The organism is Streptomyces sp. NBC_00162 (genome assembly GCF_024611995.1).
Classification (GTDB): Bacteria; Actinomycetota; Actinomycetes; order Streptomycetales; family Streptomycetaceae; genus Streptomyces.
In genome coordinates, this window is sequence record NZ_CP102509.1 from 348,714 (window position 1) to 363,279 (window position 14,566).

Consider the following 14,566-nt stretch of genomic DNA (forward strand, 5'->3'; position numbering starts at 1 on the left):
GGGGCCTGTGCACTCTGGACGCCTTCGCCGCGGGGTTGCTCTTCGGGCGCAACGGCAACGTCGGCATCGGCTCGAAGTTGGTGGCGTACGACCCGCGCACCGGCGACGTCCGCTGGACCGCAGCAGCGGCGCACGCCTCGGTGCCGGTGGCGCACGGCGACGCCGTCTATATCAGTGCGCCCGGCCGACGCCGGCGCGACCAACAGCAGCTGCAGGCCTTCGATGCCACGTCGGGCAAGCGCCGCTGGACCGCGCCCGCTTTCTCGACCACGCTCAACGATAGCCCCGCCATCGCCGCTGACGAGGACTGCGCGTATCTGAGCTGGAGCGAGGACATCAGCTTCGGCGAGGATCGCACGACGCTGCGAGCGTATGACGCGCGCACCGGGCGTGAACGCTGGCGAAGTGAGCGCCCTGACTCCTCCTATGCGGCAGACGTGGCCCCCGGAAATCGGCTGTTCATCTGCTACTTGCGGGACTGGTACTGCTATGACACCAGCACCGGCAAGGCCCTCTGGCGAGTCAGTGCGGGAGAGGGTACCTCGGGCCCCCGCCACTAGCCGCCGACGGGCTGCTGTACTTCGCGAACGACGAAGGCGTACACGCCCTCCGCCTCTGACACCCCACCGCTGCCCGCGCTACGCCCACTCATCGACAAACGATGCTGCTGAAAGCGAACGAAGCCAGCCGGGTGGTGGCTGCGATGGAGGCGTCGGGCCGGCCCGAGGGGCCGGGCGGGTACGTGGTGACGGTGGAGTTCCGCGACACCGCGCAGGCGGATCCGGGCGGCCGGTCCGCCCGGTCCCTGGTCCGCATCCCGGGCGTGGCGGCGGAACACGCCGAGGTCCCGGGCCAGGTCTGGCCGGTGGCGACGGTGCCGTGGTGCGGAGTCGCCGACGCGACCTTCACGCCGTCGTCCCGCTGAGCCCGGGCTGGGGATCAGCGGGACGACTGGCCGGATCCGGCGCCCTGCACAGGAGCGCCCCCTACTCCCGGCAGCACCGAGGACTAGATGATTGAGTCCAAGGGCTCGTAGCCGTAGGCCGCCAGCGAGCGGTGACGCATGTCGCTGTCATCGCTCGCCCAGCGCGTGCAAGGCGTGCCCGTCGTCCTGGCGGTCAGCGGAGAGCCTGCGGCGCATGCTTCAGTAGCTCGGAGGACGTCTCGGTCGGGGCCCGGCTGGGAAATGGCCTTGAGTCTCCAGTGACTGGAGACAGCAGAGTGGGGGACATGGACGTTACGACCCTCTACTCGATCGGGGAGCTTTCCCGGCGGACCGGCTTGGCCGTGAGGACCATCCGGTTCTACTCCGATTCGGGGGTGGTGGCGCCGACCACCGGAAGCCCCGCCGGCTATCGGCTCTACGATCACGACGCACTGCTTCGTCTCGAACTCCTCCGCACACTGCGCGAGCTGGGCATGGACCTGGCCACGATTCAACGGGTACTGGACCGCGAGCGCTCGGTGGCGGAAGTCGCCGCGGCGCACGCCGATGCCGTGGACATCCAGATCCGGGTGCTGCAACTGCGTCGGAGCGTTCTGCGAGTCGTGGCCGGACGCGGGTCCAGTCCCGAGGAGACCAAGCTCATGCACAGGCTCACGCAGTTGTCCGGCGAGGAACGCCGGCGTTTGATCGACGATTTCATGGAAGGCACCTTCAGCACAGTGGATGGCGACCCGGCCGCGGTGGCCATGGTTCGCGCTGCCACTCCCGACCTCCCCGGTGATCCGTCCGGCGAGCAGGTCGCCGCGTGGGTGGAACTCGCCGAGCTGGTCGGCGACGAGGACTTCCGGGCCCGGATGCGCCGGACGGCCACATACCAGGCCTCCGGGCGCACGCCCGGCATCGAGAGCGAGATCGGCGAGGAACTGATGGGGTTCACCCGTCAGAAGGTGGCCGAGGCCATGGAGTCGGGCATCGACCCGCTCAGCGACAGGGGAGCACCCGTCATCGACGACCTCGTGCACCGCTTCGCCGAGGTGTTCGCGCGCACCCCTGACACGGAATTCCGGGACTGGATGGCCCAGCGGTTCGAAGAGGCGCACGATCCCCGCGTGGACCGGTACTGGTGGCTGGTGTGGATCGTCAACGGCTGGCAGGTGGTGCCGAACCTGATCCCGGTGTACCCCTGGCTCATCCAGGCCCTGCGAAATGGTCGCGCCGCATAGTCACCGCGGTGGGCGCCGCCCCGGATCCCTGAATGAGCCCAAGGGATCGCCTGCGCACATGAGACGAGGGCGTCCAACGTCGATGTGTGACATGTGCGCGATGCATGTCACCCGGGCTCAGGGTTCGCATGCGCTATTCTGCAACGCGTTGCAGTGGACGGGGAGCGAGGGGGAAGCATGATGGATGAGATACAGGGTTGGACCGGCCTTGGGCACCGAAGTCGGCATGGATTGGCGCAAGTTGGGGCGAAAGTGGCCGCCGTTGGCCTCGTTGCGGTCGTAACGCTTTCGCTGAGCGGGTGCGGGGGTGGCGACTCGGGTGGTGCGCCGGACGGCAAGAAGCCGGCCGCCGAAAAGCCGGCCGCCGCAGACCCCAAGGGCATGGGCCTGGAGATGAAGGGCGCTAACGGCGCGGTGCTCACCATCGACTCCGTGCAGCGGTACGAGGGCGGTGTGGTGACCGTCCGCGGAGAGATGCGCAACGACGGCAAGGTGGCGCTGAACACCGGCCAGTGGACCGGCGGCAACGATCTGTCGCTGAAGAACGGCTATTCCTCGTCGGGTGCCTCCCTGGCGGACCTCAAGGGCAAGAAGCGCTATTACCCGCTGCGGGACACCCAGGGCAACTGCCTGTGCAACCAGTTCCACACGGTCTTCCAGCCCGGCGACACGGCCCCGGTCTTCGTCCAGTTCCCGGCGCCGCCGGAGGGCACCACGGAGGTCGACTTCGCCATGCCGACCTTCGGCACCGCCCCCGTCAAGATCACGGTCGCCCAGTGAGGCCGGCGACGACGGCACACACCGCTGCCGCCCGGCTCGCGGCCTGCGCACTCACCGCCGTATGCCTGACGACTTTCCTCAGTCTGCACGACGCCCCTGCGGCCCGTGCCGACCCCTCCCCCAGCGCCTCGCCCAAGCCGCCGCCCGTCCCAGTCGATCCGCACGCCAAGGTCCTGGAACTGAAGAAGGGCGCGGAGCTGGCCCCTCCGGTGGTGGTCGACATCCTCTCGGTCTCCGGAGACCTGTCCGGCGACTCGGGGCGCGAGGAATCGAACGACGACATCAAGCTGACCCTCCAGTCCGAGGTCCTCTTCGCCAAGGACAGCGCGGAGCTGAGCGGCCACGCCGACGCCCGGATCGCCGAGGTCGCCGAGGAGATCAGGGAGAACGGCCCGCGGAAGGTGACGGTCCACGGCTTCACCGACAACCTGGGGACGTACGCCCACGGCAAGACCCTCTCCACGGAGCGTGCCGAGGCCGTACACAAGGCGCTCGCCGCGAAGTTGGGTGCATCCGGGATCGCCTACGAGGTGGTCGGCAAGAGCGAGGACGACCCCATCGCGGACAACTCCACCGAGGAGGGCCGGAAGAAGAACCGACGGGTGGAGATCTCGTTCGGGCGGGGGACGGAGGACTAGGGCGCAGTCGGTCGACGGATTGTCCCCGCCCGGGTTTCACCTCAGGACACAAGTGTGTCTTGCGGCATTCAGGAGGTCGTCGATCCAGATCCTTGCGGCGCGGAGGTGGAGGCCGGCGAGGTAGCTCTCGGGCACCTTGTCGTAGCGGGTGGCGATTCCTCGCCAGGCCTTCAGCTTGTGACGGAGGTCTATGACAGTGGGTTCTGGGCCTTCTGTCGGAGTCGTTCGTGGGGTGTCTGGCCGGTGAGTGCACCGTGCGGGCGATCGTAGTTGTAGTAGTCCTCCCACTCCTGGAGTTTGGTGTTGAACAGGCTGACGTCGTCGATGACCTGTCCCTCCAGGAGGCGGTAGAACTCTTCGGAGTCGATGCGGTGAGACCGTTCGACCTTGCCGTTCAGCAGTGGTGTACGGGGCTTGATGCGGGACGTGGCCGATGCCCTGGTCGAGAACGTGCCAGCGGAACGCTGAGCCGAATTCCTGGCCGTTGTCGGTCTGGATCTACTCGATGGCGAAGGGTGGCTTGGCCAGGACGTGATCGATGAACTGGATCGCGGTCTTCTGGTCGTTGCGCGGATAGGCGCGCAGGACCCGGAGACGCGTGCAGTCGTCGATGGCGGTGTACTGGCAGTAGCGCCGCTTGCGGCCTGTCTGGCCCAGGGGCTCGATGAACTTGACGTCCACCTGCAGTTGATGGCCGGGACGCTGCTTCTCGTACCGCTTCCAGCGGGTGGAGCGTCGCTTCTTGTGTTGCGAGGCCGGCAGCCGGTTGAGACCGACCTTCTTCAAGATCCGCCAGATGCCGGACGAGCTGACCTTGACGTCGTGATACCGCTCCACGTACATCGCGATCTTGGCCGGACCGAAGTGATACTGCTGGCGAAGCCAAAGGGTCTTCTCCACGACGTCTGACTTCGTGGCATGCGGCGTGTGATGCGGCGCACTGGATCGGTCTTTCAGCCCGTCGAGGCCCTCGGCCTCGTGGCGCCGCAGCCACGTGTAGTAGCACTGACGGCTGATCCCGTCGTAGCGGCAGGTGGCGGCAACGCTCGCGCTCACTTCCTCCACATGGCGAAGCACCGACAGCCGGCGCTTCGCCCGCCTCGAGAGCTCGCGTTCAGCCATACAGGTCTCGTAGATACGAGAACCCCTGTCAACAACTTGCGTCAGCTTTATACCTAGGCCCGCCGGTCTCGCCCGTCGGGCCGGTTCAGGCGGGCAGGGCGGGCTGCCAGTCCGGGGCGGGGTCCTCGGAGAGCAGGGGGCGCAGGGCGCCGACCGCCGCGCCGATGCAGGTGTCCCGCAGCTCGGTGCGGGTGCAGGTCTCGCGCGTGAGCCAGTCCACGCACAGCACCTGGACGAACACGAGCCAGGCCTTCAGTGCCGCGGAGACCGCGGCGTGTGTGCGTGCGTCGGCGAGCGGGAGCACACCGAGCAGGCGCGAGCGCAGGGCGTCGAGTTCGTCCGTCATGATCGTCTGGATGACAGGGTCGCCCGCCAGTACCCGGTTCGCGGCCAGGACGGCGTGGCGGTTGGGGATGAAGTAGTCGAGGTGGGCGTCCAGGCCCTGGGTGAGCTGCTCGACGAGCGTGGCGCCGGGGTCGAACATGGTCGCCTCCAGCAGCCGGTCGCTCGCCTGCTGGTAGACCGCCGCGAAGAGGGCGTGCTTGCTCGGGAAGTGCTGGTAGAGCAGGGCGCGGGACACACCGGCCTGCCGGGCGACGTCCTCCATCAGCACGTCGTCGTACGGCGCGGCGGAGAAGAGCCGGGTGCCGACGGCGAGCAGCTGGGCACGGCGGTCGGCAGGGGTCAGGCGTCGGCGGGGCGGCACACACCCAGATTACTACTTGACACGCGTCTATCAAAGCGGGTTACCCTGGAGCTACTAGACACACGTCAAGTAAGTGGGGTGGAGTCATGGCCAAGGCACTCCGGGTGTTCGCATGGGTGATGGGCCTCGCCTGCACGGCGATCGGGCTGTTCCACGTGATCGGCGGCAATGCCGCGATTCCGGGCGAGGCCGACGCCGGCCCCACTCTGGACAGCCTGGGCCGGTTCTTCGGCGCGATCTTCGCCGGGTACGGGCTGGCCTGGCTGTGGGCTGCCCGGCAGGACCCCGTCCCGGCGAAGGTGGTGCGGTGGCTCGCGGCGGTGTTCCTGCTGGGCGGCGTGGGGCGGCTGCTGTCCCTGGCGGTGCACGGGTGGCCGCACTGGTTCCAGGTGGCGCTGACCGTGATCGAGCTGGTCTTCCCGCCAGTCTGGTTCTGGCTGGCGGATGCCGACGAGCGGGCGTCCCGGGAGCGGCGGACCGCGGGTGCGCCGGCCGCCAGGCCGTCCCTTCCGGATCCTGCCTGACCCGAGCCGCCCGGCACCACACCCGCCACGTTGTGGAGACACCCCGGTGCGGCTACTCCCCGCGGAGTAGCGGCACCACCTCCCGCCGCGGGACGACCATGGCGCCACCGCAGCGGCATTCTGGCTGTCGCGCACCGGGGTTCCACGCCCACACCGCCCGCCGGGGTCCCACGCCGAATCCCTTCACCGATGATCCAGGAGATGTCATGCGCACATCACCAGAAGAGTCCCACACAGCCTCACTCCGGGACGCGGCCCCGCGCCCGCGCGGCGCCGTTGCGCTGCTCACCGTCTCGCTCTCCTACGCCGCACTCACCGCCGCGTACGTCGTCACCAACCGCGCCACCCCGCAGCCCGACGCCTCCGGCCGCGACATCCTGAGCCAGTACGTACGCGACCACGGCACAGCGATCGACCTGGGCGCCTTCCTACTTCTCGTCGCCGCCGTTCTCCTGGTGCCCGTGGCCGCCACCCTGGCCCGGCTGGTGCGGCGGCGGCAGGGACAGGACCAGGGCGCCGCGGCGGCAACAGTCCTCGCCGGCGGACTGCTGGCCAGTGGCGCACTTGCCTCCAGCGCCGCGCTCACCTGGACCCTCGGCCGGCTTCCGGAAGACGCACCCGCAGCCCTGGCCCGTGCCCTGGCGGACCTGTCCTTCCTCGCCGGCGGTGTCGGATACGCCGCATCCTTCGCTCTCCTGGCGGCAGGCACCTGCCTGGCAGCCCGCGAGAGCGGGCTCCTGCCGCGCGCCTGCGCCACCACCGGGCTGGTCATCGCCGCCGCCGGACTGGCCGCGACCCTCACGCTCCTCGCCATCGACTTCGGCTACCTGCTGCCCGTCGTCCGCTTCGGTGGCACGGCATGGCTGGTGTGGGCCGCGTTCGCACTGTTCCGCGCGCGCCCGACCGCACCGCGGACGAACGCATGACCGCGGGCGAACACATGACTGCAGGCGAGCACATGACCGCGGATGAACGCATTACCGCAACCTCGCCCGTACAATCGCGCTCGGCCTGGCAGATCCCTGTCGGCGCGGCCCTTCTACTGCTCGCGTCCGCCGCCTTCCACACGGTCGTCCTCCTGCTCGCCGGCGGCCCGTGGGACGGCCCCGTCTCCTGGCGGAAGCCGATCACCTTCGGGCTGTCCTTCGGTGTCAGCGTGCTGACCGTCACCTGGATCTGCCGGCTCCTCCCGCTCGCCGCGCGCACCCGCACCCTCCTCCTGGGCGCGTTCACCGCGGCGTCCCTGCTGGAGACCGGTCTGATCACCCTGCAGGCGTGGCGCGGTGTCCCCTCGCACTTCAACACCGAGACCACCTTCGACACCTTCGTCACGCGCGCCCTCGCGGCCGGCGGCGTCACCCTCATCGCGGTCGTCGTCGCACTCACCGTCGCCGCACTGCGCCCCCACCCGAGAGCCGCCCCCAGCATGCGGCTCGCGCTCCGCGCCGGACTGGTGGCGCTCACCGGCTCGATGGCGGCTGGAGCGGTGATGATCGCCTACGGGCTGACGCTCGAGGGAGCGGGCCGCGCGGCCGAGGCCTACCAGGCAGCGGGCTTCCTGCGCCCCGCCCATGCCGTCACCATGCACGCCGTCCTGTTGCTGCCCTCCCTGGCCTGGCTTCTGAGCCGTACCCGACGACCGGAGGCGGAGCGGCTGCGCCTGATCCGCCTCACCGTCGCCGCGTACGGTGCCGTCGTCGCACTGGTAACCGCCGCGACCGCGGCCGGACTCACCTTCGCCACCCCGGCCACCACAGCCGTGGTGAGCGCGGGCGTCACGATGGCCCCCGCATGCGCGTTCCTGGCGCTCGGCGTAGCGCCGGGCGTACGTGAGAACCGCAGATCCACCAGGCCCGGCAACCGGTAACCCGCCCACGGCTCGCACCGCGCTGCTCTCGCCGACGGCCTGGACGACGACGACCGGAGGCATGACACATGACGCGGACCGCGAGCAGGAAGCACCCCGGGACCGTCGCGAGCGCGGGCAGCGCAGAGGCCCCCGCCCGCCCGGCACCCCACCCCCGGACACCGCGGACACCGCCCGCCGCTGGAAAGGTTCGGCGCATGCCCCAGCGATGACGCAAGGCGATCCTCACCCTCCATGTGACGGTGGCCGTCGGCTGGGTGGGAATCGAGATCGCCCAGCTCATCCTCGGGCTGGTCGGCCTCACCACCGACGACGCCGGAGTCGTCCGCGCAACCCGCGTCGTCATGGAGATCCTCGGGATCGAACTGATCGCCGGTATCGCCTGGACGGCCCTGCTGACCGGCCTGCTCCTCGCGACGGCGACGCAGTGGGGCCTGCTGAAGCACCAAGCTCGTCATCACCGTCGCCCTGATGCTGAACGGCCACTTCTTCCTCCAGCACTGGCTGCACGAACAGGCAGAGGTGGGCAAGGCCCCTGAATCCCTCAGCCTGCAGCTGGTGATCGTCATGAGCATCGCCCTGGGGCTGCTGGTCACGGCGACGGCACTGTCGATCTACAAGCCCTGGGGCAAGACCCGCCGCGGCCGCCGCCGCCCCGCGGCCAAGAGCACACGCCCCTGACATGCCCGCGTAGGGGCGCCACCGGCTCATCCGCCGCCGCGGCGGCCGTCCGGACCTGCCGCACCAAGCCCTGCGCCCGCTACGCGACCCGGACGCCGGCGACGAGCCGTGACAGGAAGTTGGCCGGCCCATCGGCACCGGACGCGGGCGGGCAGGTGATCGTGGACCTGGAGGGAGTACTCGTGCTCGCCGACGCCGACAAGCAGCAGGTCATGCCCGAACCGAAGCCCAGCTCCTGCGGCAAGTACTCCCCCTGGATGCCGGTATGCAGCACGAACAAGATCCCGTACAAGGCTTGCCGGTCCGGGACCCGCGGTCGCCCCGGCTTCAGCTTCGGCCCAGGTATCGGCAGCAACGGCTCGATCAATGACCACAGTTCATCCGAGACGATCCACGGACGAGACACCCTCTTCCCCACGACCAGACCAACGAGCGCCCAAGCCGACAGTCACACCACAACCGGCTTCTGTTAGGACCTCTAAGAGGGCATCTGATCAACGTTCATATGGTTGTGAACGGGATGTCCGTTTCGATTCGCCAGGTTGGTGACGATTCTCCGGTGAGCTCACGGCTCATTTTGTTAGCCATGGCCCAGTGGATCATCGTGCGGGATCTCTGAGGTAGGGCTTCGTAGTCACGTGCCAGGCGGCGGTGCTGCATCAGCCAGCCGAAGGTCCGCTCGATCACCCACCGCTTGGGCAGCGGCCGGAAGCCCTTCACGCGCGGTCGCTGCACTACCTGAACATCGATCCCGAGGCCGGCGCCGTGCTGGATCACGCTGGTCTGGTAGCCGCCGTCGGCCCACACCCTGGTCACGCTCGGATGGGCCGCTGCCAACTCGGTCAGAGCCTGCTTGCCGCCGACGGAGTCGTGGACCGAGGCGGCGGTGACGAGGACTGTCAGGACCAGTCCGAGGGTGTCGGTGATCAGGTGACGTTTGCGTCCTTTGATCTTCTTGCCGGCATCGATGCCCTGACTGGCTTCGGAGACATTGCTCGAGGTCTTCACGCTCTGCGCGTCCACCACGGCTGCGGACGGCTCGGCGCTTCGAGCGTTCGCCCGGCGGGTCCGGTCACGCAAGAGGTCATGGACCAGCTCGGTTGTTCCGTCCGCCTCCCACTTGGCGAAGTAGTCGTAGACGGTCTTGAACGGCGGGAAGTCGTGGGGCAGGTACTCCCACGGAATACCGGTGCGGTTGACGTACAGGATCGCGTTCACGATCTCTCGCAGGTCGTGCACCCGCGCTGCGGTACCGGGCCCTGATCTTGCGGCCCGCCAGGCGACGAACACCGGCTCGATCAAGGCCCAGCGGGCATCCGAGACGTCACTGCGATACGCACGCCGAGCACTCATACCCCAGGCAACGACCACCGGCGCGTGCAGTCACAAGAACATCCCAAAACACCAACTACCTAGATCAGATGCCCTCTAAGTGGGCGCGGCCTGTTCCTTTTCCGTGCTGTTGTGGATGCGGCCCGCATGGGTGGGGAGGAGTGCAACCATAGGCGACTGGTCCGCATAACAGCGCGGCGGACACGGTGCCCCATCGTCGGCTCCGGCAGGCATCAACTCCACGCGGAAAGATCGATATTCGCAGCTCAGCGCGGCCGGTCAAGATCAGATACAAATATCGTATGAACGACCTCCTGTGTCATTTCGGGTAGCCGTTACATTATTTCGGGTTAACTGTCACTATCTTCGACCGCGTTATCCGCGGTGACCGCATGCCCCACCCTATGGTCCCGGCATATTGACCTCTACCCCTACGAGGCGGTTAGTCCGGGAGGCTTGCATGAGTTCAGTTGAAGCCGTTCGCTTGGTGAGGCCGGCCGCACAAAATCGACAGACCCTAGAGCGACATCCCTGCGGATTGGTTGACTCGAGCCTGTTGCCGGTGCCGCCGTCGGATTTCGAGAAATATTCCTATGTCGACCGCCGCCTATGGGTGTTGACGGTTGCATCGCTGGCGAGTATCAGCTGCCTCGCCTTGAGCCAGTTTCGACTCTTCTCCTCGGCGCCACCGCTGCGATTCTTCTACCCGCTTATGGCATTCACTGTCCTCTACTACTCGATCTCGCTTTGGGTGAACCTGTTCAGCCGTGACTTCGATCTCTCACGCCATAAAAGGCTTGTGAGTGACTGGCGCCCCGATGTCTACCCGTCGGTCGACGTCTTCCTGCCCGTGTGCGGTGAGCCGGTCGAGATCCTGCACAACACCTGGACCCGCGTCCGTGCACTGGCAGCCCACTACCCGGGGGTCTGCGAGCCGTTCGTCCTGGATGACTCGGCCAGCCCTGAACTGCAGGCCATGGCAGCTGAGTTCGGATTCCGCTACGCCACCCGCACCAATCGGGGTTGGTTCAAGAAGGCCGGCAATCTGCACTTCGGGTTCGAGCGAACCCGCGGCACGTACATCCTTATTCTCGACGCCGATTTCGCCCCGCGCGCGGATCTGCTCCACGAACTCCTTCCGTATCTGGCGGAAGACGAGCGTCTCGCCATCGTCCAGTCCCCTCAGTACTTCCGTGTGCTGGACGCTCAGAACTGGATCGAACGGGGTGCCGGCGCCGTCCAGGAGCTCTTCTACCGGACTGTCCAAGTCTCCCGGCAGAGCAAGGACGGGGCGATCTGCGTCGGAAGCTGCGCCGTCTATCGGCGGGCGGCGCTGCATGAAAACGGCGGCACTACGCTCATCGAACACTCGGAGGATGTCCACACGGGCTTCGATCTGCGGAGTCTCGGGTGGGGCCTGCGCTACGTGCCGATCGCGCTGTCGACAGGTGTGTGCCCCGACGATGCGGAAGCCTTCTTCCATCAGCAATACCGCTGGTGCGCCGGCTCGATGAGCCTGCTGTGCAGCTCCAAGTTCTGGCGGGCGAGGATGCGGACCTCAAGCAGGCTTTGCTACCTGTCGGGCTTCCTCTACTACATCCACACGGCCCTGTTCACATTCGTCGCTCCCCTCATCCCGATTATGCTCCTGCTGGCGTTCCCGGAGAAACCCACCGCGGAGACGCTGTGGCTGGTCTTGCCCAGCGTCTTGTACACGACCACTGTTTTTCCTCTGTGGCACAAGGTTCCCTACCGCCTCGAGGCCTGGGCCGCGCGGATGATGTACGGCTGGGCGCACATCTTTGCGATCTGGGACATCCTGCGTGGGCGGCGTGTGGGCTGGCAGGCAACCGGTTCTTGCGGCGCGAAGCGCAGCGGCACCAAGCGGCATCGGCTCGGCATGTGGTCGTGGGGCGGCGGGACTGCGCTGGTGTGGGTAGGTGCCGCCGCATGGCGCACACTCACCCTCGATCCCGTCGACTTCGTCCTTCTCCTCTCCTCCGGACTCTTCTACGCTGCGGTCGTCGCGAGAGCCCTGCTGCAGCCTCGTGCGATGGGAACCCCATGATGCGCGTGACACGTGCTCTTGCCGTCATTGCGCTGTTGTCTCTCACAGCCTCGGTGCCCGCAGCGTCCGCCTGCGCCCCGGCCTCAGCAGGCCGTCAAGTCGGTGCTGTGGCGGGTCCCGAGGCCTCGCCCTACGACGTACGCCCGCTGTTGCACCCGTCCAAGAAGTTCTTCGGAGTGTCCCGGCCCAAAGCCCCACATTCCATGGAGCCGGTGCTCGACTGGGCTCGGAAGGTCGGCAAACAGCCAAACTTGATCGTCTATTACGCGGGCTGGGGCGACGGTTTCGATGCCTCGGGTACGCGCAACGCCTGGAATTCGGGGGCCATGACAGTCGTCTCCTGGGAGCCGCGCGGCACGACGCCCACCCGCATTGCCGACGGTGCGTCCGACAGCTATCTCCGAGATTACGCGAAGGCGGTCCGGAGACTGAACATCCCGGTCGCAATCAGCTTCGCGGACGAGATGAACGGCGACTGGGAGCAGTGGGGGACCACCGGGACCACGCCACAGGCGTACGTCAGGGCCTGGCGCCACATCCACGATGTCTTCGAGGCTGTCGGGGCCACCAACGTGATCTGGACCTGGTCACCGAACATCGTTCAACCCGGAACGGACAAGGATTTGAGCCCCTTTTACCCCGGTGACGAATATGTCGACTGGGTCGGTCTGATCGGCTACTTCACCGACTGGGACCCTCACTCCTTCGACGGCTTGTTCGGAGCGACCCTGACGGAGATTGCACGCTTCAGCCGAAAGCCGCAGCTCCTCCTGGAGACCGCCGCCATGCCTGGCCGACACCGCACGCAAGACGTGCGTGCCCTGTTCCAGGGGGTCACCGCCTCCCCCGACCTCGTCGGGTTCGCATGGTTCGACTACAAGGCGCGCGCCGACTGGCGGCTGGAAGCGAGCCCGGAGAGCGCCGCAGAGTTCCGGCGTTTGGGTGCCGACGACCTCTACGGCTTCGATGTGCGGAGGGTCCGATGACACCCACGCAGCACGGTTCCCAGACCCTCGCTCCCCTCCCCGCTCAGGTCGGCGACCGCCACGCGCCGGCTGACCACCTGCCGAAGGCACCCACGGTCGCATGGAGCTCGGCCGGATGCCGACGGCGCACCTGGGTCAGCCGGACCGTCCTACTGACGATCCTGGCCTTCCAGGCGACGCTGTCACTGAGACTGTCGAACACAGCGTTTCAGGACGAGGCTCTCTACCTGACAGCAGGTCATGCCGAACTGAGCCACCTGCTCCACGGGACAGCGGTACAGAGCGGCTACGCCGCGTACTTCTCCGGCTCGCCACGTCTGTACCCGGTACTCGCTGCCGTGGTGGACAGCCAATTCGGGCTGTCCGGCGCACGAATGCTCAGCCTGTTCTTCATGCTGGGCACCACTGCGCTGCTGTACTCGTTCACCCGGCGGCTCTTCACCGAGCGCGCAGGGCTGGCCGCCGCAGGTCTGTTCTCCGTGGTGCAGTCGACCATCGTCATGGGGCACTTCGCCACCTACGATGCGCCCGCCGTGTTCCTCCTGGCATCGGCCACCTGGATCGTCGTGCGCACCGCTGGGATGCCCGCTCCGCGTGTACTCCTCGCCGCACCCGTCGCCGTCCTGGCTGTCGGTGTGAAGTACGCGGCCGGCCTCTACCTGCCCACCATCGTCGCACTGGCTCTGCTCACCGCGCTGCCGCATCGGCGCGGCAGCGCGTTCGTTCGGTCTTTGCTGCTCGGCCTCGGTATGAGTGCCCTCCTTGTGCTCGGCATGTACGGCACCGATCTGTCGGCCGGCGTGCGTCAGACCACGACCAGCCGCGAACATGGTTCCGACAGTGCCGTGTTCCTGCTTGAGCAGTCGATCGCGTGGGGCGGACTGCTGTTCCTCGCAGCAGTCGCGGGCGCGGTCTCGTATGCCCGGCGCCATCGCTTGCACGAGTCACCGCTCGCTCCGGGGTTCAGCGGTCCGGGACGCGTACAGCGGTCGTTGCTCGGTGCGCTGATGTGCGCCACTGCGCTGCTCGCGCCCGCTTATCAGATGCATCTCGGGACGGTCGTGGCGCTGTTCAAGCACGTCGGCTTCGGCCTCCTCTTTGCTGCCCCGATGGCAGGTGTGGGCCTGACGCGACTGGTGGGCGCACACTTTCGACACACCCACCTTGGTATTGCTCTGTGGTCGGCAACGCTGTGCATCGGTATGCCGCAGGCAGACTGGCGCTTTACAAGCTGGCCCGACTCCTTGACGCTGATCCGAACGATCTCCTCCCACGTGGACCGCAAGGGCCACTACCTCAGCTCAACGCCCGAGGTGCCCGTCTACTACCTGCGTGACAAGACGACTCACCGCCAGTGGCAGAGCGTCTTCGGTATGGAGTACAGGGACGGGCACGGCGCCCGCCACACCGGCGCTGACGCCTACCGGGAGGCGGTGCGAAACGGCGACTTCGACCTGGTCGTCCTCGACGGGTTCACCAACCCACGGGTGAACGGCGTCATCACGGACGCACTGAAAGGGAATCCGCACTACCGTCTTCTCGCCGTCCTGCCCTTCCATAGCGCCAGTAACGACGTCCGGGACCACCTGATGCGAAGCGCGCCCTCCGTTGAGCACACCGGCCGCTACCGGGTCTGGTTGAAGCGATGAGCCACTTGCCCTGGCACTGAAAGGCCGGGTTCGGCGGCAGCACT

The 14,566-nt window shown here is 67.4% G+C and carries 17 protein-coding genes and 1 pseudogene; 13 read left to right on the forward strand and 5 right to left on the reverse strand.

What is annotated here, in order from left to right:
• Window positions 1–35 precede the first annotated feature (35 nt).
• The 5 genes from JIW86_RS02020 to JIW86_RS02040 all read left to right on the forward strand — a co-directional run bounded on the left by JIW86_RS02020 (window position 36) and on the right by JIW86_RS02040 (window position 3,587).
• A complete protein-coding gene (locus JIW86_RS02020; protein ID WP_257552225.1) occupies window positions 36–560 on the forward strand; it encodes a PQQ-binding-like beta-propeller repeat protein in 525 nt (174 codons plus the stop codon).
• Between the two features lie 101 nt (window positions 561–661).
• Entirely contained in the window at window positions 662–925 is a 264-nt protein-coding gene (locus tag JIW86_RS02025) for a hypothetical protein (RefSeq protein ID WP_257552226.1), read from the forward strand.
• A gap of 305 nt (window positions 926–1,230) precedes the next feature.
• Complete coding sequence (locus tag JIW86_RS02030) at window positions 1,231–2,169, forward strand: MerR family transcriptional regulator (RefSeq protein WP_257552227.1); 939 nt, start codon at window positions 1,231–1,233, stop codon at window positions 2,167–2,169.
• A gap of 252 nt (window positions 2,170–2,421) precedes the next feature.
• Complete coding sequence (locus JIW86_RS02035; RefSeq protein ID WP_257552228.1) at window positions 2,422–2,949, forward strand: hypothetical protein; 528 nt, start codon at window positions 2,422–2,424, stop codon at window positions 2,947–2,949.
• Window positions 2,946–3,587, forward strand: a complete 642-nt coding sequence (locus JIW86_RS02040) for an OmpA family protein (RefSeq protein ID WP_257552229.1) — start codon at window positions 2,946–2,948, stop codon at window positions 3,585–3,587. Before JIW86_RS02035 ends, JIW86_RS02040 begins: the two co-directional genes overlap by 4 nt.
• A gap of 188 nt (window positions 3,588–3,775) precedes the next feature.
• Here JIW86_RS02040 and JIW86_RS41535 read toward each other — a convergent pair whose 3' ends face one another.
• The 3 genes from JIW86_RS41535 to JIW86_RS02055 form a co-directional block, all read right to left on the reverse strand.
• The gene (locus JIW86_RS41535; RefSeq protein WP_416237654.1) at window positions 3,776–4,162 is read right to left on the reverse strand and encodes an integrase core domain-containing protein; all 387 of its coding nucleotides are present in this window, start codon (window positions 4,160–4,162) and stop codon (window positions 3,776–3,778) included.
• Window positions 4,086–4,709, reverse strand: coding sequence for a helix-turn-helix domain-containing protein (locus JIW86_RS02050; RefSeq protein WP_257552230.1), 624 nt, complete (start codon window positions 4,707–4,709; stop codon window positions 4,086–4,088). Before JIW86_RS02050 ends, JIW86_RS41535 begins: the two co-directional genes overlap by 77 nt.
• A gap of 85 nt (window positions 4,710–4,794) precedes the next feature.
• Entirely contained in the window at window positions 4,795–5,415 is a 621-nt protein-coding gene (locus JIW86_RS02055; RefSeq protein ID WP_257552231.1) for a TetR/AcrR family transcriptional regulator, read from the reverse strand.
• 86 nt (window positions 5,416–5,501) lie between these two features.
• On the opposite strand from JIW86_RS02055, the gene JIW86_RS02060 reads away from it, so the two are divergent.
• The 5 genes from JIW86_RS02060 (at window position 5,502) to JIW86_RS02080 (ending at window position 8,487) form a co-directional block, all read left to right on the forward strand.
• Window positions 5,502–5,939 (forward strand): DUF4345 domain-containing protein, encoded by a 438-nt coding sequence (locus JIW86_RS02060; RefSeq protein WP_257552232.1) that lies wholly within the window; start codon window positions 5,502–5,504, stop codon window positions 5,937–5,939.
• 206 nt (window positions 5,940–6,145) lie between these two features.
• Complete coding sequence (locus JIW86_RS02065; protein WP_257552233.1) at window positions 6,146–6,865, forward strand: DUF4386 domain-containing protein; 720 nt, start codon at window positions 6,146–6,148, stop codon at window positions 6,863–6,865.
• Window positions 6,866–6,897: 32 nt separating this feature from the next.
• Window positions 6,898–7,806 (forward strand): hypothetical protein, encoded by a 909-nt coding sequence (locus tag JIW86_RS02070; RefSeq protein WP_257552234.1) that lies wholly within the window; start codon window positions 6,898–6,900, stop codon window positions 7,804–7,806.
• A 236-nt stretch (window positions 7,807–8,042) separates the two neighbouring features.
• On the forward strand, window positions 8,043–8,345 hold the full coding sequence (locus tag JIW86_RS02075; protein ID WP_257552235.1) for a hypothetical protein: 303 nt from the start codon (window positions 8,043–8,045) through the stop codon (window positions 8,343–8,345).
• A 19-nt stretch (window positions 8,346–8,364) separates the two neighbouring features.
• On the forward strand, window positions 8,365–8,487 hold the full coding sequence (locus tag JIW86_RS02080) for a hypothetical protein (RefSeq protein ID WP_257552236.1): 123 nt from the start codon (window positions 8,365–8,367) through the stop codon (window positions 8,485–8,487).
• A gap of 205 nt (window positions 8,488–8,692) precedes the next feature.
• Here JIW86_RS02080 and JIW86_RS02085 read toward each other — a convergent pair.
• Together JIW86_RS02085 and JIW86_RS02090 are read right to left on the reverse strand one after the other, a co-directional pair.
• Window positions 8,693–8,893: pseudogene (locus JIW86_RS02085) on the reverse strand (transposase); the annotation flags it as partial.
• A gap of 95 nt (window positions 8,894–8,988) precedes the next feature.
• The gene (locus JIW86_RS02090) at window positions 8,989–9,840 is read right to left on the reverse strand and encodes an IS5 family transposase (protein ID WP_257552237.1); all 852 of its coding nucleotides are present in this window, start codon (window positions 9,838–9,840) and stop codon (window positions 8,989–8,991) included.
• A 439-nt stretch (window positions 9,841–10,279) separates the two neighbouring features.
• Here JIW86_RS02090 and JIW86_RS02095 point away from each other — a divergent pair, with 439 nt between their 5' ends.
• The 3 genes from JIW86_RS02095 to JIW86_RS02105 all read left to right on the forward strand — a co-directional run bounded on the left by JIW86_RS02095 (window position 10,280) and on the right by JIW86_RS02105 (window position 14,522).
• Entirely contained in the window at window positions 10,280–11,887 is a 1,608-nt protein-coding gene (locus JIW86_RS02095; protein ID WP_257552238.1) for a glycosyltransferase family 2 protein, read from the forward strand.
• Between the two features lie 212 nt (window positions 11,888–12,099).
• Window positions 12,100–12,873, forward strand: coding sequence for a glycoside hydrolase family 26 protein (locus tag JIW86_RS02100; protein WP_257552239.1), 774 nt, complete (start codon window positions 12,100–12,102; stop codon window positions 12,871–12,873).
• Entirely contained in the window at window positions 12,870–14,522 is a 1,653-nt protein-coding gene (locus JIW86_RS02105; RefSeq protein ID WP_257552240.1) for an ArnT family glycosyltransferase, read from the forward strand. Before JIW86_RS02100 ends, JIW86_RS02105 begins: the two co-directional genes overlap by 4 nt.
• Window positions 14,523–14,566 lie beyond the last annotated feature (44 nt).